This is a genomic window from Methanobacteriaceae archaeon (genome assembly GCA_013403005.1).
GTDB lineage: Archaea > Methanobacteriota > Methanobacteria > Methanobacteriales > Methanobacteriaceae > Methanobacterium.
Map to the genome: position 1 here is coordinate 105,486 of JACBOA010000007.1, position 23,103 is coordinate 128,588.

Annotated in this window: 24 protein-coding genes and 1 tRNA gene; 9 read left to right on the forward strand and 16 right to left on the reverse strand. The window is 36.5% G+C overall.

Annotated features, from left to right (window positions below; genetic code table 11):
• Positions 1-114 precede the first annotated feature (114 nt).
• The 7 genes from glmS to HVN35_06480 all read left to right on the forward strand — a co-directional run bounded on the left by glmS (position 115) and on the right by HVN35_06480 (position 9,062).
• The gene (glmS, locus tag HVN35_06450) at positions 115-1,896 is read left to right on the forward strand and encodes a glutamine--fructose-6-phosphate transaminase (isomerizing) (GenBank protein ID NYB52179.1); all 1,782 of its coding nucleotides are present in this window, start codon (positions 115-117) and stop codon (positions 1,894-1,896) included.
• Positions 1,897-2,222: 326 nt separating this feature from the next.
• Entirely contained in the window at positions 2,223-2,510 is a 288-nt protein-coding gene (locus HVN35_06455; GenBank protein ID NYB52180.1) for a hypothetical protein, read from the forward strand.
• Between the two features lie 383 nt (positions 2,511-2,893).
• Positions 2,894-3,475, forward strand: coding sequence for a helix-turn-helix transcriptional regulator (locus HVN35_06460; GenBank protein ID NYB52181.1), 582 nt, complete (start codon positions 2,894-2,896; stop codon positions 3,473-3,475).
• 28 nt (positions 3,476-3,503) lie between these two features.
• The gene (locus HVN35_06465) at positions 3,504-3,914 is read left to right on the forward strand and encodes an acyl-CoA thioesterase (protein ID NYB52182.1); all 411 of its coding nucleotides are present in this window, start codon (positions 3,504-3,506) and stop codon (positions 3,912-3,914) included.
• A 77-nt stretch (positions 3,915-3,991) separates the two neighbouring features.
• Positions 3,992-5,650, forward strand: coding sequence for an AMP-binding protein (locus HVN35_06470; GenBank protein NYB52183.1), 1,659 nt, complete (start codon positions 3,992-3,994; stop codon positions 5,648-5,650).
• A 184-nt stretch (positions 5,651-5,834) separates the two neighbouring features.
• Positions 5,835-6,359, forward strand: coding sequence for a 2'-5' RNA ligase family protein (locus HVN35_06475; protein NYB52184.1), 525 nt, complete (start codon positions 5,835-5,837; stop codon positions 6,357-6,359).
• Between the two features lie 210 nt (positions 6,360-6,569).
• Positions 6,570-9,062: a DEAD/DEAH box helicase gene (locus tag HVN35_06480; GenBank protein ID NYB52185.1), complete on the forward strand. Its 2,493-nt coding sequence runs from the start codon at positions 6,570-6,572 to the stop codon at positions 9,060-9,062.
• A 490-nt stretch (positions 9,063-9,552) separates the two neighbouring features.
• Here the strand turns inward: HVN35_06480 and HVN35_06485 are convergent.
• The 6 genes from HVN35_06485 to HVN35_06510 form a co-directional block, all read right to left on the reverse strand.
• Positions 9,553-9,625: transfer RNA gene (locus HVN35_06485), tRNA-Ile, on the reverse strand.
• A gap of 217 nt (positions 9,626-9,842) precedes the next feature.
• Positions 9,843-10,964, reverse strand: a complete 1,122-nt coding sequence (locus HVN35_06490; protein NYB52186.1) for a hypothetical protein — start codon at positions 10,962-10,964, stop codon at positions 9,843-9,845.
• 286 nt (positions 10,965-11,250) lie between these two features.
• Complete coding sequence (locus HVN35_06495; GenBank protein ID NYB52187.1) at positions 11,251-11,799, reverse strand: AAA family ATPase; 549 nt, start codon at positions 11,797-11,799, stop codon at positions 11,251-11,253.
• 89 nt (positions 11,800-11,888) lie between these two features.
• Positions 11,889-12,179 carry a metal-sulfur cluster assembly factor gene (locus tag HVN35_06500; protein ID NYB52188.1) on the reverse strand — a complete coding sequence of 97 codons (291 nt, stop codon included), beginning with the start codon at positions 12,177-12,179 and terminating at the stop codon, positions 11,889-11,891.
• 161 nt (positions 12,180-12,340) lie between these two features.
• Positions 12,341-13,252 (reverse strand): DUF5591 domain-containing protein, encoded by a 912-nt coding sequence (locus HVN35_06505; GenBank protein NYB52189.1) that lies wholly within the window; start codon positions 13,250-13,252, stop codon positions 12,341-12,343.
• A gap of 199 nt (positions 13,253-13,451) precedes the next feature.
• Positions 13,452-14,945 (reverse strand): DUF2769 domain-containing protein, encoded by a 1,494-nt coding sequence (locus HVN35_06510; protein ID NYB52190.1) that lies wholly within the window; start codon positions 14,943-14,945, stop codon positions 13,452-13,454.
• 216 nt (positions 14,946-15,161) lie between these two features.
• Between HVN35_06510 and HVN35_06515 the strand changes: the two genes are divergently transcribed.
• Both HVN35_06515 and HVN35_06520 read left to right on the forward strand, forming a co-directional pair.
• Positions 15,162-15,923, forward strand: coding sequence for a hypothetical protein (locus tag HVN35_06515; protein ID NYB52191.1), 762 nt, complete (start codon positions 15,162-15,164; stop codon positions 15,921-15,923).
• A 59-nt stretch (positions 15,924-15,982) separates the two neighbouring features.
• Positions 15,983-16,780, forward strand: coding sequence for a prenyltransferase (locus tag HVN35_06520; protein ID NYB52192.1), 798 nt, complete (start codon positions 15,983-15,985; stop codon positions 16,778-16,780).
• A 202-nt stretch (positions 16,781-16,982) separates the two neighbouring features.
• Here the strand turns inward: HVN35_06520 and HVN35_06525 are convergent, their stop codons facing one another.
• The 10 genes from HVN35_06525 to HVN35_06570 form a co-directional block, all read right to left on the reverse strand.
• Positions 16,983-18,164, reverse strand: a complete 1,182-nt coding sequence (locus tag HVN35_06525; protein ID NYB52193.1) for an NAD(P)/FAD-dependent oxidoreductase — start codon at positions 18,162-18,164, stop codon at positions 16,983-16,985.
• Positions 18,165-18,335 (reverse strand): 4Fe-4S binding protein, encoded by a 171-nt coding sequence (locus HVN35_06530; GenBank protein ID NYB52194.1) that lies wholly within the window; start codon positions 18,333-18,335, stop codon positions 18,165-18,167. It abuts the gene before it with no gap.
• Between the two features lie 285 nt (positions 18,336-18,620).
• On the reverse strand, positions 18,621-18,944 hold the full coding sequence (locus tag HVN35_06535; protein ID NYB52195.1) for a hypothetical protein: 324 nt from the start codon (positions 18,942-18,944) through the stop codon (positions 18,621-18,623).
• Between the two features lie 157 nt (positions 18,945-19,101).
• On the reverse strand, positions 19,102-19,416 hold the full coding sequence (locus tag HVN35_06540; GenBank protein NYB52196.1) for a DUF2769 domain-containing protein: 315 nt from the start codon (positions 19,414-19,416) through the stop codon (positions 19,102-19,104).
• 542 nt (positions 19,417-19,958) lie between these two features.
• Entirely contained in the window at positions 19,959-20,141 is a 183-nt protein-coding gene (locus tag HVN35_06545; GenBank protein NYB52197.1) for a TIGR04165 family Cys-rich peptide, read from the reverse strand.
• Between the two features lie 81 nt (positions 20,142-20,222).
• Positions 20,223-20,501 (reverse strand): hypothetical protein, encoded by a 279-nt coding sequence (locus HVN35_06550; protein NYB52198.1) that lies wholly within the window; start codon positions 20,499-20,501, stop codon positions 20,223-20,225.
• A 174-nt stretch (positions 20,502-20,675) separates the two neighbouring features.
• Positions 20,676-21,827 carry a TIGR04083 family peptide-modifying radical SAM enzyme gene (locus HVN35_06555; protein ID NYB52199.1) on the reverse strand — a complete coding sequence of 384 codons (1,152 nt, stop codon included), beginning with the start codon at positions 21,825-21,827 and terminating at the stop codon, positions 20,676-20,678.
• A gap of 147 nt (positions 21,828-21,974) precedes the next feature.
• Positions 21,975-22,526 carry a sensor histidine kinase gene (locus tag HVN35_06560; GenBank protein ID NYB52200.1) on the reverse strand — a complete coding sequence of 184 codons (552 nt, stop codon included), beginning with the start codon at positions 22,524-22,526 and terminating at the stop codon, positions 21,975-21,977.
• Between the two features lie 112 nt (positions 22,527-22,638).
• The gene (locus HVN35_06565) at positions 22,639-22,818 is read right to left on the reverse strand and encodes a hypothetical protein (GenBank protein ID NYB52201.1); all 180 of its coding nucleotides are present in this window, start codon (positions 22,816-22,818) and stop codon (positions 22,639-22,641) included.
• A 21-nt stretch (positions 22,819-22,839) separates the two neighbouring features.
• The gene (locus tag HVN35_06570; GenBank protein NYB52202.1) at positions 22,840-23,019 is read right to left on the reverse strand and encodes a hypothetical protein; all 180 of its coding nucleotides are present in this window, start codon (positions 23,017-23,019) and stop codon (positions 22,840-22,842) included.
• Positions 23,020-23,103: the final 84 nt, after the last annotated feature.

Genomic DNA, 23,103 nt, shown 5'->3' on the forward strand with positions numbered 1-23,103 from the left:
GGTATTTGAATGGGGATATCCAATATCATAGGATATACTCGTTATCAACTCGTATTAAATCATTTATATTTATCAATGAGAGGTTAAGAATAAATCATTCTCAAGGTGAAACACGTGTGTGGAATTGTGGGATGTATACTTAAAAATAATAAAGCAGCACCAGTACTCCTGGATTGTGTGCAGCGTCTGGAATACAGGGGTTATGATTCAGTGGGCATTGCTACTATCTCATCATCAGGAATAGAGATTAAAAAAGATAAGGGAAAAATTAAGGATGTTTCTGAGGAACTTCATTTAGAACGATTATCTGGGGAAATAGGGATTGGACACGTTCGTTGGGCCACCCATGGACTACCTACTCAGGAAAATGCACATCCTCACACAGATTGTGAGGGGAAAATAGCAGTGGTTCACAACGGAATCATTGAAAACTACAAGGAAATTAAAGACCAGTTAGAAAGTGAAGGGCACATTTTCAAGTCGCAAACTGATACTGAAGTCATTCCTCACTTGATTGAAAAATATCATAAACAGGGTGCAGATCTGGAGGAAGCCATGAATCAGGCCATTAACCAACTTCATGGGTCCTATGCCTTTGCAGTTATCTCTGCTGAAGAACCTAAAAAAATTAGGGGTGTTCGAAAGGAAAGTCCTTTGATACTAGGATTGGGGGATGGTGAATATTTCCTGGCCTCTGATGCCCCGGCAATACTGCAACACACTCGCAGGATCATATACCTTGCTGATCATGAAACTTTCCTTATTGATGGTGATGGAATCACCGTGAAGAACCGTGAAGGTCAGGTAATTGAAAAGAAGGTAGAAACCATTAAATGGACTCCTGAAATGGCTCAAAAAGGTGGTTATCCTCATTTCATGTTGAAAGAAATACATGAACAGCCTGAAGCAGTGAAAAACACACTTTTTGAAGTTTCAGATGTGGAGAAAGTGGTCAGTAAATTCCCTAAATTTAAACGAGTAACCTTTGTTGCCTGTGGAACATCATACCATGCATCTATGGTTGGTAAATATCTTTTCGAAAGCCTTTTAGGTCTGCCTACTGATGTAATGTTGGCTTCTGAATTTGAATTCGCGGCAAATGCTTTGGATCCTGAGTCTCTGGTCATATTCATCAGTCAGTCCGGGGAAACTGCAGATACTTTAAAAGCCCTTCGAATAGCCAATAAGCAGGCAGAAACCCTGGCTATTGTCAATGTACTGGGTAGCACTGCTACTCGAGAGGCAGATCATGTTTTATTCACTCGTGCCGGTCCTGAGATAGGTGTTGCTGCCACGAAAACGTATATCAGTCAATTAACTTGTATCTACCTCTTGGCAGCATGCATGGGACAAAATAAGGATCTTCTAGAACAGCTTCAGCATGTTCCAGATTACATGGAGGCAGTGCTTTCCCTTGAAGATAACATCAAGGAAATGGCAGCCAAATATAAAGATGCCCATGATTTCTTTTTCATAGGTCGAGGATTTTCATATCCCACTGCCATGGAAGGAGCACTGAAACTCAAAGAAATAACCTACATCCATGGTGAAGGCTATGCTGCTGGAGAACTTAAACATGGACCCCTGGCTCTGATTGATGATGATGTTCCAGTGGTAGCTGTTGTGCCACCTGGAAAAAGTCATGACCGCACTCTGAGTAATGTTGAAGAAGTAAAAGCCAGAGGTGCTAGGGTAATAGGTCTTGGATCAAGTGAAGATAATGTTTTGAAGTATGAAGCTCATGATATGATTGAATTTGCTCCTGAGATAAGTGAAATTTTATCTCCTCTTCTTTATGTGGTGCCCCTACAGTTACTATCCTATCATATAAGTGTAGCCAGAGGGATAGATCCTGATAAACCAAAAAATCTGGCCAAATGTGTTACCGTGGAATAAATGGCTTATTCAACTTAAAAAAATTTTTTACCAATCCAATTATAAAAAAATTCAGAATATTTGAATTTAGTAATATGTCTGCTCGTCCTATGAATATTTAAAGGTGTTTTGAGATATTATATTTAGATAAATTAATAAACAATCAAATAGAACCTGCTAGGCCGGGGAAGCACTGGGAATTTATAAAGAAACCCGAATTTCTAATTAACTTCAAAATAATTCTAAAAATCCATTTATTCAAAATAATGAAAATATTTATTAGAATTAGATATTCTAATTCATCTGTTGACCGTAGGATCACTTGATAATTTAATAAGGTATTTAAAATGACCCCTAAAAAATCAGGCACACTTTTCATTGTTTTAATGATTGCCCTGGTAGCCTATGGGGCAGCATCTGGAGCTAATGCTTTGAATATTGGCACTGATATAGGGGTGGGTTTGATTCCTTCTAATTTCAATTTAAATGGGGATCAGAAGATGAATGAAATTGGTGATGCATCATTCACACCAGTTCACATAGTTCGCCATGTAATTGTCAACACTACTAACACCACTAACACTACAAATAATTCTAGCAATAATAATACCATTAATAACGCAACCAACAACTAATAAACTTCAATAACCTTATCATCAATTATTGATTTAAGTTCTAAAAAATTAAGAAGAGCTATTTATTGATTTAAGTTTAAATAATAATGTTCTATCTATTTTAATGGTTAATTATGGTTAATATTAGAGTCCGTAAAGGTGGCTATGGAGAGTTGATAGATTACAAACCACTGGAACCATGGGTTGGTTTTAAAGGAGAAATTAATATTATAATTATTTGAATATTAAAAATGAAATGTAAAAATTATTTGGACTTAGAAATAATATTAAAAAATGTTTAAACAAATATGAAAAGTTTTTGGATAGATTTAAAATTTTTGAATAATTGACTCAAAAATTTTATGGAGTATTAATTAGAAATTTTGCTAATCAGGTGATTATAAATGTCTGAGGAGAACAAAGTTGGAGCGAAAATACGTCAGTTGAGAGAAGATCGTCAAATGTCTGTAGAAGAACTTGCTGAAGCCAGTTTCAGTAATGTTGAATTAATCAAAGACTTGGAAAGCGGGGCACTGGTACCCTCACTCACCCCTCTTTTGAAGATTGCTCGGGCACTTGGCGTGCGCCTGGGAACATTCCTGGATGATGCTCCTCACAGCGGCCCCTTCATGGTGAAATCTGGAAAGTCAGATAATATAATACGGTTTTCAGGTCAGGGTCTTGGTGAACACAGCAACAAGAGTGCACTGGAATTCTACTCCCTGGCATATGGGAAGGGTGATAGACATATGGAACCATTCCTCATAGATGTTCACCCCACTGAAAACCAGGACTACCAATTAGCTTCTCATGAAGGGGAAGAATTCCTTTATGTAATCAAGGGAAAGATAGAAGTATTATATGGGAATGAAAGGTACCTCCTGGAAGCAGAAGATAGCATTTATTACGACTCCGTCGTTCCACACCATGTGCACGCCAAAGAAAAAGATTCTAAGATGCTGGCAGTGGTTTACACTCCATTTTAAATTTTCAGGTAAACTGGAGATATAAATAATGTATATGATTACAGTTACTCCTCGTTTTGGGGATTCAGATGGTTTAAGGCATATTAACAATATTGTACTAGCAGAATGGTTCGAACTGGCCAGGAACAAACTTTATCGCATATTCACCCCTGATCTCGATCTCAGTTACGAGAAATGGAAACTTATCATGGTTAAAACTGATTTCGAATTCATTGGACAGATGTACTACAATGGTGATGTGGATATCAAAACCAATGTAATGAAAATTGGCAACACTTCATTTACCACTTACCACGAAGCATGGCAATCAGGCCATTTAAAGGCGAAAGGAACTGCTGTTCTGGTGCATTATGATTTCATCCAGCAAAAATCACTACCAATACCAGAAGATTTAAGAAAAAAATTGGAAGAACATTTAGATGATTATTCAGGTAAATAAATTAAGTTTTAGGTTAGATATGGAAATAAATGTAAAAATAATTCAATTATCTAATTAAAGAATTGGGAGTTTTTATAATGGTTTTTACCGAGCTTACTATTGGTGATTTCCTGGAAAAAATGGTGGAAAAGGATCCTGATCAGGAGTTCATGGTTTATCCAGACCGAGATCTCCGTTTCACCTACAAAGAGTTTGACGAAAGGGTAAACCTGCTGGCTAAAGGCCTTCTGGAAATAGGAATAAAAAAGGGCGACCATGTGGGTATATGGGCTAAAAATGTGCCGGACTGGCTTACATTCATGTTCGCCACTTCCAAAATAGGAGTAGTATTGGTAACAGTTAACACAGCTTACAAAAGCCATGAACTTGCTTATGTGCTTGAACAATCTGATATGAAAGCATTAGCCATCATTGACGGATTTCAGGATGTTGATTACCTTCAAATCGTTTATGAATTAATTCCCGAGCTAAAAACTCAGGAAAGAGGTAAACTGAAAAATAAAAATTTCCCATTCTTGAAGAGTGTTATCTATGTGGGTCAGGAGAAACACCGAGGAATGTACAACACCAATGAACTCCTGCTTTTAGGAAAACATGGTAATGAGGAAGAATTTCAGAAGATCAAATCCTCTGTTGATAATAATGAAGTGGTTAACATGCAATACACCTCTGGAACCACAGGATTTCCCAAGGGTGTGATGTTAACCCACCGAAACATCCTAAACAATGGATACTACATTGGTGAACGTCAGAAGTTCACAGAAAAGGATAGATTGTGTCTATGCGTGCCGCTTTTCCATTGTTTCGGTATTGTCTTAGGGGTTATGGCTGCTTATAGCCATGGTGCCACCATGGTCATGGTAGAACTCTTCGACCCACTGATGGTACTGGCAGCAGTTCAAAAAGAGCGCTGCACCGCACTGTACGGAGTGCCAACCATGTTCATTGCAGAATACAGTCACCCCATGTTTGAAATGTTCGATCTTTCCAGCCTACGTACCGGTATCATGGCAGGTTCCACTCCACCCATTGAAGCAATGAAAAAGGTGGTCAATGACATGAACATGACTGAAATTACCAGTGTTTATGGTCTGACCGAAGGATCACCCGGATTCACCCAGACCAGTGTTGATGACCCATTGGTTAAAAGAGTGGAAACCGTGGGTAAGCCCCTACCAGAGTGTGAAATTAAAATTGTGGACCCGGAAACAGGTGAAACCCTGGGACCCAACCAGACTGGGGAAATATGCTGCCGGGGATACAATGTAATGAAAGGATACTATAAAATGCCAGAAAAAACCAGGGAAGTAATTGATGATGAGGGATGGCTGCACAGTGGGGATCTGGCAACTTTAGATGATGAAGGATATTATTCCATTGTAGGTCGAATAAAAGATATGATCATCCGTGGCGGGGAGAACATATACCCCCGGGAAATTGAGGAATTCCTATACACCATGCCTGGTGTTCTTGATGTGCAGGTAGTAGGGATACCTGATGAGAAATATGGAGAAATTGTGGGTGCTTTCATTATTCTGGAAGAAGGAGCAGACCTTACTGAAGAAGATGTTCGGGACTATGCTTTAACTAAAATAGCACGTTTCAAGGTACCGAAACATGTTTTCTTTGTGGATGAATTCCCTCTCACAGCCAGTGGAAAGATACAGAAATACATCCTCAGGGAACAGGCAGCGAAAATGCTTAAAGAGAAATTGGAAAAAGAAGAGAAAATTTAATTAGATATTAGATTATTTGATTCAATATCCATTTCTCATATTCAATTTTTTATAATCTTCAATCAGCCTCTAATAGAAGTCAGTTTAACCGATAATCATTCAATCTAACGGAAGTATAAAACGAAATTATAAAGAATATAAAGAATTTTTAAAAAAAATTTGTAAGACGGTGGAGATCAACTAAATGTCACTATTAGCCCTTGCATATCCAAAAATAAGCAAAAATGATTACCATTGGATTCAGGAATTTAGGGAAGAAAATGATGAACTAAACCATGGAGTAATGGAACCCCACTTTACCCTGGTATTTCCAGTTTTCAATCAGAGACCAGAAACTTTCATAGAAGAAATTAAAAGCCGCGCTGCGGATCATAAAAAAATAGATTTCGCTTTACGATGCGCGGTCATGGATAAAGATGCATTCACCCCTTACTGGCATGTTTACCTGGTCCCTGATGAAGGATACAGTCATATAATTAAACTCCATGATAACCTCTATTCAGGTAAACTAGCTGATGAATTACGTCTGGAACTACCTTTCATCCCACATATTGAAATTGCCAATTCAGTGGAGAAATGGACCTGCAAGGAATTGGTGGACCAGATAAATAATTCCAATATGGAAATTAAGGGAACCCTAGATGAAATTGATGTGGTAGAATACCATGAAGAGAGAGTAGAAACTCTGGAGAAAATAAAATTACCCTAAAACCATTTTCAATTAAGAAAATAAAATTATTTTCTAAAATTATGGATAAAATTTTATTAAAAAAATATATTAACCATTTTTAACCAATTAAATGAACTATAATTATATAAAATCTCTACTTAAGATTCAGGTAGGTTCTTTTATTCATTTTTCAATTTTTCAAAGAATAAATAAACAGTCAAAGATGTAGCTGAACTCAAATAAGGTAAAATGATCATCCTAAGACGTAAGAAGAAGATAGTGGAGTTATTCCCTATTGGAAGTTCTAAAGGGGCTTTGAATCACAGAAGAAAACCTTTTTTTTATGCTTATATTAAGTTTCGTCGGGTTGAAGGGCAGGTGAAAATAAGCAAATTCATAGTGAAAAAGGATAAGGAACTTGTTCTGCCTCCCAGTGAAGCAGTAAAGATCTTGAGAAAACAGAATGTATTCCTGGTGGGCAGTGACCATGAAACAGAAGAATTCCTGGATTCTTTAAATATAAAATATAAACACACCCTTATCTGCAGGCACTGTACATTTGAAGGGTTCATTACACTCATACAGAAAGAGAAATCATACATGTTTCATGGGGATTATCTCTGTCGTCTGTGTGCGGAAAACGAGATAAAACGAGAATTAAAGTCCAGATCATATGACATGAGCACTTTCCCCAGATTCAGGAAAATGCTGGATGAGACCGGAAACCTGGCCAAAGTATTGAGTATTTTTGATCCACGATTTGATCCATTAAAAAATCAAGAACTCACCCTTTTCGATAAAATAACCACCCGAAGACAGGATAATCTGCCTGAAATCTTTATTGATGAACTTAAAATTCCTGAAGACTTAAAAAAGTCTTTAAAATCTCAGGGAACTCATTTATTGCCTGTGCAGGTTTTAGCTCTTCAGGCTGGAGTTCTAGAGGGCGAGAGTCTCCTGGTGGTATCTGCCACTGCCAGTGGAAAAACACTGATTGGAGAACTGGCTGGCATTCCCAAAGCTCTTGAAGGTGGGAAGTTCCTATTTCTAACACCCCTGGTAGCGCTTGCCAATCAGAAGTACAGGGATTTCAAGAAAAGATACCAAAAAATGGGTTTAAATGTTTCTTTAAGAGTGGGAATGAGCAGGATAAAGGCCAAAGAAGAGCTTAATCTTCCTGAAGATGATATTGGAATGTCAGATATTGTGGTGGGAACTTATGAAGGTATTGATTTTCTCCTGCGGGCGGGTAGGTCATCCCAACTGGGAAATCTTAAGGTCGTGGTAGTGGATGAGATCCACATGATGGGAGATGAGGATAGAGGTCCCCGCCTGAGAGGCCTTATTCGTCGTTTGAAGACCATATTTCCAGACTTACAGGTGATAGGACTTTCAGCTACTGTTAAAAATCCTGAAGAAATTGCCAGTGAATTTGACATGAAACTGGTTGAATACCCCCTTCGTCCAGTGCCACTGGAAAGACACCTGATATTTGTAGGCACAGAAGAGGAAAAAAATCACTTAATGACTCAATTATCACGCATGGAATATCAGAACCGGTCAAAAAAAGGATATCATGGTCAAAGTATAATTTTCACTAATTCAAGACGAAAAACCCACATCATAGCTGATTTCCTGATTCGAAGAGGGATTAAAGCAGCAGCTTATCATGCAGGATTATCATATGCTAAGAAAAACCGGATCGAAAAAGATTTCGGGAAACAAAAATTAGCTGCAGTTGTCACCACCGCTGCCCTGGCTGCAGGAGTAGATTTTCCAGCATCACAAGTGTTATTTGAGAGTTTAACCATGGGTAACCAAACATTAACTCCTAATGAGTTCTCCCAGATGCTGGGCCGAGCAGGGAGGCCTACTTATCATGATCAGGGAAAAGTATATCTACTGCCTGAAGTAGGGCGAAGCTATGGAGATGAGACTGAGGAAACTCAGGCCATGAAACTCCTGGCCAGTGATGTGGAAAAGGTCAATGTTACCTATTCTGAGGATAGTCAGGTGGAGCAATTCCTAGCAGATGTGTGTGCTGGTTGTGTAGAAAGGTTCCCCCAAATAATTACTAATTATAGGGATAAGGAATTACCCCTTGAATTTGAAGATGCCTTCAACATCATGATAGATTACGGGTTGGTGAAGGAAAAACAAGGAAATATCAAACCAACTGCATATGGTAGGGCGGTTTCCATCTCATTTCTAGCTTACCCCTGTGCTGAGTACATTCGCCAGAACTTGGGCCGCATGAAGCCTCTGGATATTGCACTAAAATTGGAACCCTTTGAAAATGCCTATCTTTCTAATAGAATAACCACTCAAATTGGCCGCATACTTAAGATAAACATGTCCACCCGTTTATTCGCTGACAGCACACTGGATATTCTCTCATCCAGTTCGGCTATTTCCAAACTGGAACCCAATCTCCGAGAACGTCTCATAAAACTTCAAATGGACTTCTACACCTGCAAGTGCAAGGAAAGACCATTCTGTGGATGTTTTCAAAGAGAACTTTCCCGTAAAATGGTCCAACAAAGACTTAAACATCGTGACCCTGTTGATATCAGCAAAAAATTAATGAGAGACTATGAAATCCATGCCTATGCAGGGGACATTTTCTCCTGGCTGGACTCCCTGATCAGGATGCTGGAGGCAGTGCGCAGAATAGCAAATGCATACAGTAATAAAAAAGTAGTTCATGAGTGTAATCGGCTTGTAAGGGAAATTGAGAATTAATAAATAAGATATGTATCCAATAATCTCAAAGACCTGCAAATATATACATATCATATCCAATAATTATTTCAAAAAAATAGATTCTATTCAATTAAATCTTTGTCTACAAAATCTAGAAAATCAGAATATTCATATAATATTAACACTTATTCATTTTCCACAGAAATTGTTTGATTTCCTGATAATATGGGTAAAAATGCTTAAAATGAAATTATGATGGTTTTAAATATCCAAAATTATAAAATAAAGGAAGAAAATGGTAAATAAGGTAAAAAAAATGAGGTAATTAATTACCAAATTTACCATTGCTCCATGTTATAGTATCCCAAACTCAGCATATAAATTTTTTCCAAAAGCAATTAAATATTACTTTTTGCTGTTATGTGATGTCTTAATCAACGGGTTGAAACATAATACGCGTCTTTATATTTGATAATAATAATTTAAAATTTAATATTTAATAAAAAATAATCTCAGAAATACGATATAATGGGCCCGCTGGGATTCGAACCCAGGACCTCACGGTTATCAGCCGTGCGCTCTACCGCCTAAGCCACGGGCCCCTTAAATATTATTAAATCTATAAATGAGAATTTAAATGAATAAATTCAAAAACCGCAGGGGTAGATGCATGTTTTAGAGTTCATCCTATATAACTGTTTGTGCTGGGGGGATAATGGCACTGTAAAGTTTTTGTGGGTTAGGTGGTTTTGAGGTTTCTTTGGTCCCATAATTTCTTTCTTTGCCATATTCTTGTCATTACGCCTTCTGTGGTTTTCATTATTCTTTTAATGTGTTTGGGAATGTTTTCTGGAAGTAGTTTTCTATTTGGTTAGTTGTCTTTGGTACTTTAGGGTCTTTAAGAAATAAAAAGTATGTTTCAAAGTGAGGCATGATTTGTTTGAGGATTATTTGTCTAATAATTTCAGGATAATCTTCAACTTTATTTAATATGTCATTAAAATCTTTTCTAACTTTTTTATAAGATGTAGATTCAAATAAATCGAATATTATGTTTTCATGGTCTTTTATTTTTTCCCTGTCGTCTTTTTCAATGCTGTTTTCTTTTAAATATTCTTTGATAATCTTTTTCATGTTTTTTCGTGCGTGAATTAGGCACCATTGATGTTTGAAGCCTAATTTTTCGATGATTGGTTTGTATTTATGGTCAAGATCGCTTGTTATCGATATTTTATTCTGGTTACGAGTGTTTACGTCTAAAAAGTCTTTTATTTGGTCTTTTGTCTCTTCGGAGTATATTTCATCGGCTACGCTGATATTGTGTATGCTGTCGAATAAAGTGTATCGGTAATTCCACTCACCATTAATTTTAGTATGCTCCACGTCAAATTCATAATAACCAGAATATTCCCTTATAATATCTTTATTTTCGTTTTGTGTTTCTAATATCCAGTTTTCAATGGTTGTATGGGAAATATTAATTCCTGTATCCTTTTTTACTTTATAAGCTATTTTACGTACTGATCCAAAGAATAAACTCACAAATTCTAATACTTTTTCTTTAAACCCCCTTGTATAATTACAACCAGGCTCAACAACCTCATTCAAATCTGTAATAAAGTTATTACCACAGTTATCGCAAGTATATCTTTTTATTTTGGCATTTACAGCGCCTTCATAATAAAAATAAAGTAATCTATCGTTATATCCATCGGGAGAAACGGATTTAGAGTAACATTCAGGACAAACACCAAAACTGTTTTCAATATAAAGAAAATCCTTTTTGAAATACATAACAAGCGAATTATCGTATTTATTAACTTCATTTCTCTTTTTACTTAATTCAAATTCGTATTTGGAAAAACTTTCAAAAAAATCAGAAAGTTTATATTGTTTATAGTTCAAACAACCTATGGGAGCAATTAATTTTACGATTGTCATGTTAAAATATTTGCTCCCACTTTTATATTAACTTTACGACTTTATTTTTACAGAATAAACACAATATGCAACTTTATGAAAAATAAAAACAAGAAAATATAAAAATCAAATCCCACCAATATTTTACAGAGCCGGGATAATTTTCGCTGAATTAAGTTGTTAAATTTGTATGGGGCTATGATTCAACTGCTTTGTTTAAACGGTCATATGTTCTTTAAAAGTGTATTGAACTTTCTAAGTGTCTATTGAATAAATCTTTATTTTTAAATCTATTCATCATTTATTATTAATTCCCCTTTATTATTAATTCCAATTCTTTCTGGCAGGTTTTAAAATCTTGGTTATTCAAAATTACCAGATTACATCCTAAAATCGAGGAAATGCTGCTCATGGTGTAACGCAGAATTTGCATGTGATTTTTAAGGGTTTGCTCTTTTTCCATTAATCTTTCTTTTACCAAGTCAAAATTCCTTCTTCTTAAAATATCATCAATGGACGCTTCGATGATAATAATTATATCTGGGGGTAGAATTTCAAAAGGTAATGAAATTAAAAACCCTTCTGGGGATTGATCAACCCCGTGAAGGTCTAAAAGAATGTTCTTTTTATCTTTTATCTGCAATGCAGCGTTTTTCCAGATCTCATGCTGAATGGAGATGCTTAAATGGAACATTTCAGGGAGACTGGTGGCCAAACCATCTCTTTGTGCGGTTTCAAGCATTAACTCTCCATAATTCACATGTTTATAATGTGAATTGCGGGATGCAGCCCTGCATAGTGAGGTTTTACCTACTCCAGGGACACCAACAACAGCAACCCGCTCCCAGGGACACATTTTAACACTACTTGTATAAAATGTGTAATATTCTTTTAAAATATCTACAACTTAATTCTACAAATTTAATACTATCCACAATAATCAGGTTATTTGTTAACCATTTCACTGATAGCATCAGCCATCATATGTCCTTCAATCTGGATTTCAGCCTTGTCAATACCTTCAACTTTTTCGGCAGCTACACGAGCCTGCATAGCCATGTTAGCCGCACTCATGCAACCTGGATTGGTGGGTTTAATCACAATTTTAGCGGTTTTATCATTCTCATTAACCTGAATATCAGCAACAAGTCCCATTTCCACAATGCTAATACCCATGTGGGGATCTGCCACTTGGGTAAGAGCTTCTCTAACCTTAGCAACTAATTCTTCACTCATAATAAATACCTCAAAATTCATTTCTATATATTTTCCACTGTTTGCTGTGGTTATAATGTATAATAAATTCTTGAAAAGTGTATATACATTAAATAAATGTATTCATCTATTTCCATATTAATGCTATTTATATTTATTTATAAAAAGTGAATGTGGAAAAACTACTTAACACGATGTCTAATTCTCACAGCCACACCCTTTTCTCCTTTTTTCATTTCCCCACCAGCCATAATAGCTTTTCCAACTCCCAGTACTTCTCCCTTCCTCACTATAACTACCTCATCCCTGGGAAGTATTCCATCATAGGCATCAACCACTCCTGGCACGAAAAGGGTATTAGTCTTAAGATTAAAATCAATTTCCACCCAGTTTACACCAATTTCATTTATTATCTCACCACCTTTAATATTCAAACTGTAAAGGCCGTTTTCATGGTGCAAAACTGCTATTTGTTCATCATTCTGCATTAGACGCCGATCAAACCTTCCGCGCAACTTATAATCTGAAGGAACTAGTTTATCTGCTTCACGGGTGTTAAACTGGTAACGCGCGATAGACCTGAGCATATGGAGTTGCCGGGGATGACTTTTAAGCTTTTCATATTTTTTAACCTGCTGTCTGAGATTTTGCATTGATTCTGCAGATAAGGTTCTACCATCTTGGCAGGTGAACGTGGCGTGGGGTAGATATTCCTGGCAGACTGTAAGATAACCATGAGCTACATGGGCTATCACATCTTTGTCCCCAACATATTCTCTTAAACATTCTCCAGTGAGGTTTATTTCTTCCTTTGACCAGTCACCAACAGTTGAAACATCGTAAGATTGTATGGGGTATGTTTTTTCCATTTCTCTAGGGCAAACACCAAAGGGTGATGTTAAAATCGCCTCCTGGAAACCTTTGGTGGCTTGGGTAAAGACACGGTGTGATTTACTTGATGAATAAGGCTTACGCATACTGCAGGGTAAAACCACCACCACATCCCCTAATGGTTCTAATAGTTTCATCCTATCCCTCCAGCGACGGGCTTCAGGACGATTAAGTGAAGTTTCAGTGGTGCAAAGGACTTTAATCATACTTTATCTCCAGTTTTTCCATTAATTCAGATAATTTATCAGTTTAAGGGTTGTATTATTAAATAAAATTCAAATCTACGTTCTAGTTAGAATTGATGTTTTAAAGTTTTAGTAAAAGCTTATTTTTCATTTCTATAATCTTTTAAAATCTCTTAGATCAAAAATATTAATTTTAAAAAGCCATTTAAAGAGTCATTTATGGTTTTCGTCCATCTAACCATTTGACTCCGGTTATTTTAGACATTTCAAGGGTTAAACTCACTAAATCATCTTTATCCATCAATTTAGTATCATCTTTACCCACCATACGGGCAATGTTTGCAATTTCTTCTGTAGAAATTTTCAGAAAGTTTGATAATTTGTCTACGCCCTCTTCCACGTCCAACTGTTTTACTAATTGAGGATTCTCGGTGGCCACTCCAGTGGGACAAAGTCCAGTATTGCAGACCCGGTACTGTTGGCAGTTAATAGCAATTAGAGCTGCAGTACCTATGTAAACTGCATCAGCACCCAGGGCCAGACATTTAGCAAAATCCATTGAATCCCGCAAACCACCACCTGCAATAAGACTGACTCTTCTACGAATACCCATTGACTTCAGTTTCTCATGGGCACGTGGTAAAGCCGCCAGTATAGGGATGCCCATATTATCTCTCACATAGCTATCTGTGGCTCCAGTACCACCACCAAAACCATCCAGTGCAATGAAATCAACACCTGCTTCTGCCAGGATATTTATATCATCTTCAACATGCCCACAACCTATTTTTGCACCTATTGGAACTCCATCTGTGATTTCCCTTAAGTGGTTTACTTTTTGAGCTAATTCTTCAGGATTATTAATATCCGGGTGATGTGCAGGGGAATAAGCTGATTGTCCCTTCTCAAGACCCCGGATCTGTGCCACTTCAGGTGTGATTTTATCAGCTGGCAGGAAACTTCCTTTACCAGGATATGCTCCCTGTCCAAAGCGTATCTCCACACCGGCAGCAGACTTTAAGAGATCCTCATCTAAACCATACCGCCCAGTGGAATATTGTACTATCATCAATTCGGGAGAAATTTCCCTCTCCTCATTTAAAACTCCACCTTCACCTGTATTAAACCCTATATTCAGTTTAGAAGCTGTTTTAGAGATAACTAAACGAACATTACGCGAAACAGCTCCAAAACTCATTCCAGAAATTAGGATAGGTGAAGAAACTCTTAAAGGTTTTTTAGAATTTGGGCCAATTACAGTCGAGGTATCTACTGGAACATCTCTATTTAGGGGTATTCGTTTTACTTGAGCAGGTAGAAAATGAAGGTCATCTAGTGTGTGGGGAAGTTTCTTCTCTGAGCCCATAGCCTTTATCAAACTGATTCCCTTAGATTTATCCTTGATTTCAACCATTTTCCTGTATGAATCCGGGCTTTCATCATTGGAAATTTTTCGCATGATGGTTTTACTTTCCCCCACTGCATTCACATCACAATAATAGATGTCCTTGAGATCATATTCATAATATAGGGGGCAGGTGTTGCAAATACAACCTCCCACTGAAATTTCACATTTACTGGACCCAGTACTACAGTAGAGAACTTCATCATCAGAATTTTGGGGGTAACTGGGACAGTAAGTACAATGACATTTATCTCTGTTTTCTGGAGTGTTTTTGATGTCATTAACCTTATATAAATAGGTTTTCATGTTCAACACCTTTTTTTATTTATACCACTCTATCTATCATAGCTTCAAAACCTTCATTCCTTAAAATTCTACATTTAAATTTATAATTCCATTATATGTTAAATTTTCCTTGAATACCCTCAATATCCTGGATATTTTTGAAATAATTTTATCTAGCCATTTGTGTACATGGCCCTGGTTTTCAGTTTATATCTTCTTGAGTTCAATATAATTTTCATGGAGAAATATAAGATTAATCAAATGGAAGAAATCACGAATTTCGTGTATACCAAATCTTATAATCGGCTCCTTGAACGATTTAGCAAACTTAAAGAAGGCAAAGGACATATAATTCATGTAATTGCAGCTCCAGGAACAGGAAAATCCACTAATATATATAAATCAATACAAGAACTTGATTTAAATGTTTATGAAGCTAAATTACCTCTTCCTTCAATGAATATGAGTTCGAGGGAGGTTTATAATTTCATGCTGGAATGTGTTAGAAAGGATCTTCAAATAAAATCATCTGAACCTGTCGGCAGATATCTAGAAAAATTTGATGCGGTTTTATTCGCAGATCAGTTCCACGATATCCACCAGATTCACCGGGACAAGGTGGGTTTCAGTCAGTGGACGAATCACATGGGATTGAAATCGCTAAAATTTTACTTAATATGCATATATGAATATTTTAAACATCGAAGAGACTTTAAGAATATAAATATCATATTACAGACTGCCTGGCGAATTCATTTGGGTGGTGAGAAGAAAGATCTCTTCACTGATGTGGGATGCTTATCAGCACTGGCTGTAAATATATTGAGAGTTCCCTTTGAGGTAGTGAAGATATCATATTCGGAAGAAGAAACCATAAGCATAGTAAAAAGTCATATTAGTGATGTTAACTCTGATGAAATAAAACATTACATAAAAAAATATGGGAATAGACCTCGTTTTATTTGTCAGAATATTAAAAAGGATTTAAAAATGGATTAAGGGATTAAGAATAGGATTATTTACTACGTATCAATAATTAAGTCTTTATTGGAGTTTAAATGATCAAAACACTGATTAAGTCCACCCGGATAACCTGGGCTTCGAAAAATGCCAATATGTACCTTCTGGCACTGACTTATGCTTACTTTTTAGGAATACCTATTAATAATCCATTGGCAATTATGGAAGGACTTATACTTGTATCCGTCCTATGGGGTGCTCTATACACACTCAATGATCTCACGGATCTGGAGGTGGACCGCAGGGATAGAATGAAACAAAACCGTGCTTTCATTGAAAATACGGTGGATAAAAAGTTTATTCTACTTTTCTTTGCCATAATTGTCTCAGCAGTTTTTTTGATCTCATTAACAACTCTCCCTGCATCCTTCACATTGATACTTTCTTTGATGCTCATCAATCAACTGCTTTACACTCTTCCACCTATCAGACTAAAAGAAACGAATTTAGCCCCTTTCTTTAGCACTGCAACTAATTCTGTGTTGCGATTAGCTTCCTGTGCCGTGCTGCTGGGCAATGTATTTTTCATTCCAGTTAGTGTATACTTGTTCATGTACCTGGCAGGCATGGGTACCTATATGATGTACAAATCACGTTCAAAAGATGCCAGTCTGGTTGGAATAATCGGGGCATCTGTGCTTCTTTACACACTCATCACTGGTGAGATGAATCTCATACAATTTTCAGTGGCTATTTTACCCTCATTCTTGGCTGCCATTCCATTATATCTTTCTCTTTTCACCAATAAAGATTCTATGTTCCGTTTAGCAGATATATTATACCATCAAGTAGCCATGGTTTTTTTCATCCTCTGTATACTGGTGATTATTTTTTAATGCCCTTCCTAAAATTTGATTAGGTCTAAATTAAGCTAAAACTAATTAGATCCGGATTTAAAATAATTAAATGCATTAAAAAGCTGTTTAAATCACGCTAACATTATAACTACAGAAAATGGTTTTAAATATTTTCAAGCAATGAAAGTTTTTTAAAAAATTAATATAAAAAAGAGAAAAAAGTTAAAAATCTCTTAGAATCTTAGAATAGTTTACCCAGCTTTAAAAGGGCTTTTGGAGAGATTTTAACCAGTTTTCTCACCATTTCGGCGGTGTTAATAGTTTCAAAGTCGCTGTCCCTGAAAGCCTCAGCAATGGTATCTAATTCTTCATCAGAAAGGCTTAAAAGATAATCCTTGGCTTTGAGGTATTTCTTGAATGATTCTCCCAATTCCTCTTCACAGAGTTTCTCGTATATCTCCAGATTCTTCTTAGAGTAATCTCCGTCAGCTACTGCCTGAGCAGCCACCTGACCAGCTAATCGGCCTCCTAACATGCCGCTGATAATACCTCCACCTGTTAGTGGGTTAACCATTCCTGCAGCGTCTCCTGTCACCAGAACGTTATCTGTAACCTTCTTTTTGAGTAATCCACCCACTGGATCTCCACCTATATTGATTTCAACTGGTTGGGCATTTTTGGTGGCTGGATTGTTTTTCACAAATTCAAGAAGATGTTGGTAGGCTGTTTTATCTGTTACAGTGGTTAGAATACCCAAACCCACATTTGCTATGTCATCTCCTTTAGGGAAAATCCAGGCGTAACCTCCGGGGGCAACACTTCCAAAATGGAATTCTATGCAGTCTGGTTCTTCCATTTGAACATTTGCCATTTCAAATTGAGCACAAGATTCCATATTCTTAGGTTTAAGGCTAGTTTTAAGTCCAGCCCATCTACCAACCCGGGATTCCGGGCCGTCAGCAGCAATTACAATTTTAGTTTTAATCTCTGTTTCCTCACCCATACTCTCCACAGTAACAACTAACTGATCCTCTTCCCTTCTCATACCCGTAGCTAAGGTTTTCACCATGATTGTGGCACCTGCTCTGCCCGCGTCCATGGCCAGGTACTTGTCGAAAACTTTACGTTCCAGTATATATCCTGCTTCAGGGAGCTTTACTTTCTCCTCAGTTAAATTGACTGCAGTACCATTAGGAGATACCATTCGAACTCCTGTAGCTTCTTTGGTTACCCATCGTGGGGAGGGTTCTATTCCTAACTTTTTCAAACCTTCTTTAGAAACACCTTCAGCACATCTTTTGGGGCTTCCTATCTCTGATTTTTTGTCTATTAATATCACACTGGAGCCTGCTATTGCAGCGTGTTTAGCTGCAGTTGAGCCAGCTGGACCAGCGCCAATGACTAGAATATCAGTTTCAATCATTCAATCATCCCTCTTTTCTAATGCATTAACTGGACACACCTTTACACAAATCTTACAATCTTTACATTCTTCTTCGTTAAAATTCAAGCTGATTTCACGTACTTCAATGAGATTACGGGGGCATACACCAGCGCATTCCCCACAGTACATACACCATTCCTTAACAATCATATTATCAATCCTTAGTCGTTTTTTAGTCAATCAAATGATTGATGTATTATCAAAATCAAACTAATAATACTACCAATAAAGTATTAAATCAAATATTATCAATGATTTTTCTTTCATACATATTAGTTTTACTTTTTAAAAACCTTTTAGTGTTTAGTTCAGAATAAATTTCTTAAATAATATATTTTTAAAAATATCTAGAATTGATATTAATGATAGCTATTTTGAAATAAAAATCAATTATTAATAAAATTTGTAATAAAATTGCATTAAATATTCGAGCTATTAATTCGTGATATTTGAACGAGTTTCTGATTCACTTTCTGTTGGGGTAGTTGATTTTTGCGAATTTGAAGAACTCCTTGATGTAACTTTTCGTTTGCTGCTGGTGCTGGTACTTTTTTGGGATTTTAATGTTTCTGTGGTGTTTTGATGGTTTTGGAGGGTGGTATTGGTGGATGTATTTTTAGTGAGGTTAGTCAGGTTGGTGGTGTTAATAGTTAGATTTTTGTCTGGTGACTCAGCAGGACTGTAACCCATTCCCACTACTGATCCAGCTATCACTCCCACCAGGAGTATGGGTATAATAATCAGATCTTTACTAATCATCAAAATCCCCTTTTGTGATCATCTAGGTAATCATTATATTTATAATTTTGCAGATTTTCAGGGATCTGAGCGGCATTATCCCGTTACATGAAGAATTTAAGTTTAAAAGCAGATATAAAGATAACTCATGAAGTTTTTTTTTAACTATTATCCTCAATCATTCCCTTGCCTGGCCGTTTTTGCAGAAATATCCTGGAGGTTCTCCACTGAACAGGTTGTTTTCTTTCCATACTAAACATTTATCGCACTGACAATCTTGACTGGAATCCAGATCCTTCGTTTTTGCTTTTCCATGAGCACAGTAAAGTGCAGGGATTCTCTCTTCTTCTATCATCATCCTGGAGTCTAAATCCTCCTGTGCAATCTCCCGCATTATTTTCATCTTATCCAGAACACATTGAGATTTATTCTGCACAGGACAGCAATCACAAAGACATTCTTTCAAGTTTTCCAGGTTGAATTCAACTTCCAATGAACACCCTCCTCCCATTATGTTTCATATTACGGATTATATTAACTATTACTATGATTTTTGACATAATTAAATCATTCATTAAAAAAATAAATCATTCGTTGAAAAAAGTGGTTTGACATTGATAAATCTTAACCATTAAGAGATTTTGATAAGGGAGGATAATTTTTTATGAATCAATAAGAACTAAAAACAAAGTATGGAAGACTATAAGCAGCTTATGGTGACGTTTTTATTACCATGGCGCTGTTATGGGCTGGATTGACAAGTTTACTACAGATAGATGTGACCTTTTAGGGGTAAATGTTGCCCTCATGGGAGTTATTATAAATTGGGGTTATTATAAAATGTACTGGCCAAGGGATATTTAAGTAGATTAAAAATTTAAAATATTCAAAAAGAATTTAAATCGAAAGAAGTATCATTAGAGGATTAGAGGAGTCCAATTTAGAAATTCATCGAAAGATAATGAATTTAAGAGTTCCTAGTTTATCTATTAATTTATTTATAAAATATATAAGAATGAATGTTGCAAGGAGTATTCATTCAGTTTTTCTATTTTTTTCTTTTTCATCTTCAATGGATTTAAATACATGACCACAATCACTGCATACGAGGGACTGGCTTGTTCCAAAAGCACGGTGTTCTGGATCTAATCTCCTGTTAAGAGTTTTATCCTTAGAACCACACTCAGGACATTTTTCGTTTAATTTTCCAAGATTCATTATTATTATCTCCAAAAAATTGTCTCAATAAAACACATTTTTAATAAATGAATTGCAGGTTGCATCCAAAAAATCTTAATTTCATCCAGTGGAGCTTGCCGTAACATTTTGCATGGTTGTGTTACCGGTGGAATTACGAGTGCCATCACCACTATCACTGGATGTTGTATCAGGTGTTTGCTGGGCCTGATCCTGTGCACTGTTTGCTGCTTGACCCGTTAGATTGTTGTGTTTGAAAAGTGAATAATGAGTAGTATTGTTGGTATTGTTGGTAGAATTCTCAAGATCAGCAAAGTAACCAAGTGCAACTACTCCCAATATCAATAGAACACCCATGATTACTGGCGTGCTTTTTTTCATCATCTCATCTCTTATAACAATTTTTTTTCTAATTTTATCAAATTAATTATCAATTTAATTGATTATACCTGTTTTCATCCATTTTATACAGTTTTTATTGGTTTTTTAATTGTTAAAGAATTTTTACAGGGATTTAATGCGATATTTCATGTTTTTATTCGAGGTTCAAAGTTCCTAAGAAGGCTTAAGCATTATAGACATTATTCCCTTTTTAGATTTTCTATCTCTGTCTGTATTTTGAACCATACCCATACTGGAACCTAACATTTCTTTGGTGGCCCGCATGGTTATCTCTTTGAAGATCTTTTTATAGGCAGTGCAGTGGGGGTCCACGCCACTTATCTCTGCTTTACCTGTCTTTTCATTAATCTTAAGAGCATTGTAGGGACATCCACCCCGACAGAATTTGATATAAGTGCATTTCTTACACTCCTCATCCACATAATCCTTGAATTGATGAAGAAGCTTCCATGAATCCGATTTAGAGAGATCTTCCATACTGGGATGATCCCGAACATTTCCCATAACGTACTCTGGCATTCCAACGAAACGATAACAGGGATAAATGCTACCATCTGGTCCAACTGCGAAGGTATCACCCATACAATCTACAAAGGTGCAAACAACTCCCCTTCGGATAAAAACGCATTTAGCGAGATGGTCAATGTTTTTCACCTCAATTCTGTCCATGTTTTCCAGATACTGGTCCAGGAGGTAGATTAAAAGTTCCCCATATTCTTCGGGGGATAAAGCCCACTTTTCAGGGTTCTCATCCCTTAATGATGGTAAAGCAGGGTGTAATTTGAGGTTAAAACCATTTTCCAGGAAGAAATTGAAGATATCCTCTTTGTACTGGATAGAGTAAGAAGTAAAAGTGGAAATGAAGCTAACTTGCAGATCATGGGCTTTGGCAATTTCATAGCCCCGCATAGTCTTCTTAAAATATCCATCTCCCCTCTGCAGATCGTTCAGCTCCTCCGGACCATCTAAACTTGAGCCAATGGGAATTTCATATTCCTTAAACAATTCTGCCAGTTCATCTGTAAGATTCCAGAGATTGGTCTGAAGGGCAAAGGCAGGTTTAAGCTGGGCTAAACCTTCTGCAATCAAGGGCAGTGCTTGTTTGAAAAAGTCATAGCCGGCCAGGAGTGGTTCTCCTCCATGGAAAGTAAAGGTAACTGGTTCCTCTCGAAAGTCCTTAAGCCATTCCACAACTTCTTTAACTATATCCACAGTCATTACTGGGGAACTTTCCTCAGAACTCCAGCAATACTTACAGTTAGAAGGGCAACCCAAAGTGGGAACCAGCATTACATGAAAAGCCATAATTCACCATTAGAGAATGTGTTAGAAAAACATCTGATCTATAAATATTTAATTGTGTTGAATAATTAATTTGAGTTTTTATGTTTTTTAAATATTCCCCTCTAAAATAAGTCCAAGTTTAATCAGGAATATCAGAATGAATAAAAACTAATTGTAGTCTAATTCTTTGAATTTGATTATAAATCGAGTTCCATTATTATGATTTAACGTTAACTCTGCTTTAAGTTGTTTAATAAGCATTTTTACCAGGCGCAGTCCCAGAGTTCTCGCATTTTCCATGTCTGCATCCTTCATTCCCACCCCATTATCACTCAGGTTCAGGGTCAAATAATCCCGGTTATTCTTAAAGGTTAGGTTCACTCTACCTTTTTCATCAGGGGGAAAAGCATGTAATGAGTTTGTGATTATTTCATTTATAATTAGTTCGCATGTGAGGGCAGTTTCAATATTCAACTTAACATCATCCATCTTTGTTTCATTTTTCACGTGGGGATAATTCTGGTGGGATAAGATTTCAGAAATTAGAGTGTCAACATATTCTGTAAAGTTAACTGAAGAGATGTCTACAGATTTATATAATAGTTCGTGCACGATGCCCATGGTCCGAACCCTGTCTCTAGTATTGTCCAAAAGTATTTTATCTCTCTCATCGTGTAAGAGTCTTGACTGCAGGCTTATAAGGCTGGATATAATTTGCATATGCCCACTTCTAAATCAGTAACCATAATTGCCTCCTGGGATGAATCAAAAATTTTCCGCATCTTCTCTTCATTTTCATTTTTTATTAATTCTTTTAGAATTTTCTCGTGTTTTAGACGGTTTTGATTTCATCCAGGGCCCTTCGAACTACATAGGCAAGTCTGGAAAAACTATCTTTGGGAATATAATCAGTTGCACCTCTCCCCAGAGATTTGATTGCTGATTCATCATTAAAAGTTCTGGTTAATAGAATAAAAGGTGTTTGAGGGCTGTTATTATTTCTAATCTCCATTGCAGAAAGACCACTGAAATCTTAAAGTTCAAAATCTGATAAAATCAGATCAGGTTTAAAACCACCCAGTTCTTTGATAAATTCTTCCCTGTTTTTAACTAATTTCCATGATAAATTAAGCCCTTCTTTCGAGAGCTCACTCCCAATCAAACCTGCTTCTCGGGGAGAATTATCAATTATCAGTATTTTGGCGATTTTCATATGAGTTATTAGTATTTTTTTAACAACAATTTGACATTATTAAAGATTGGTAATTATGCATTGGCCTTGCCAATTAATGAATTT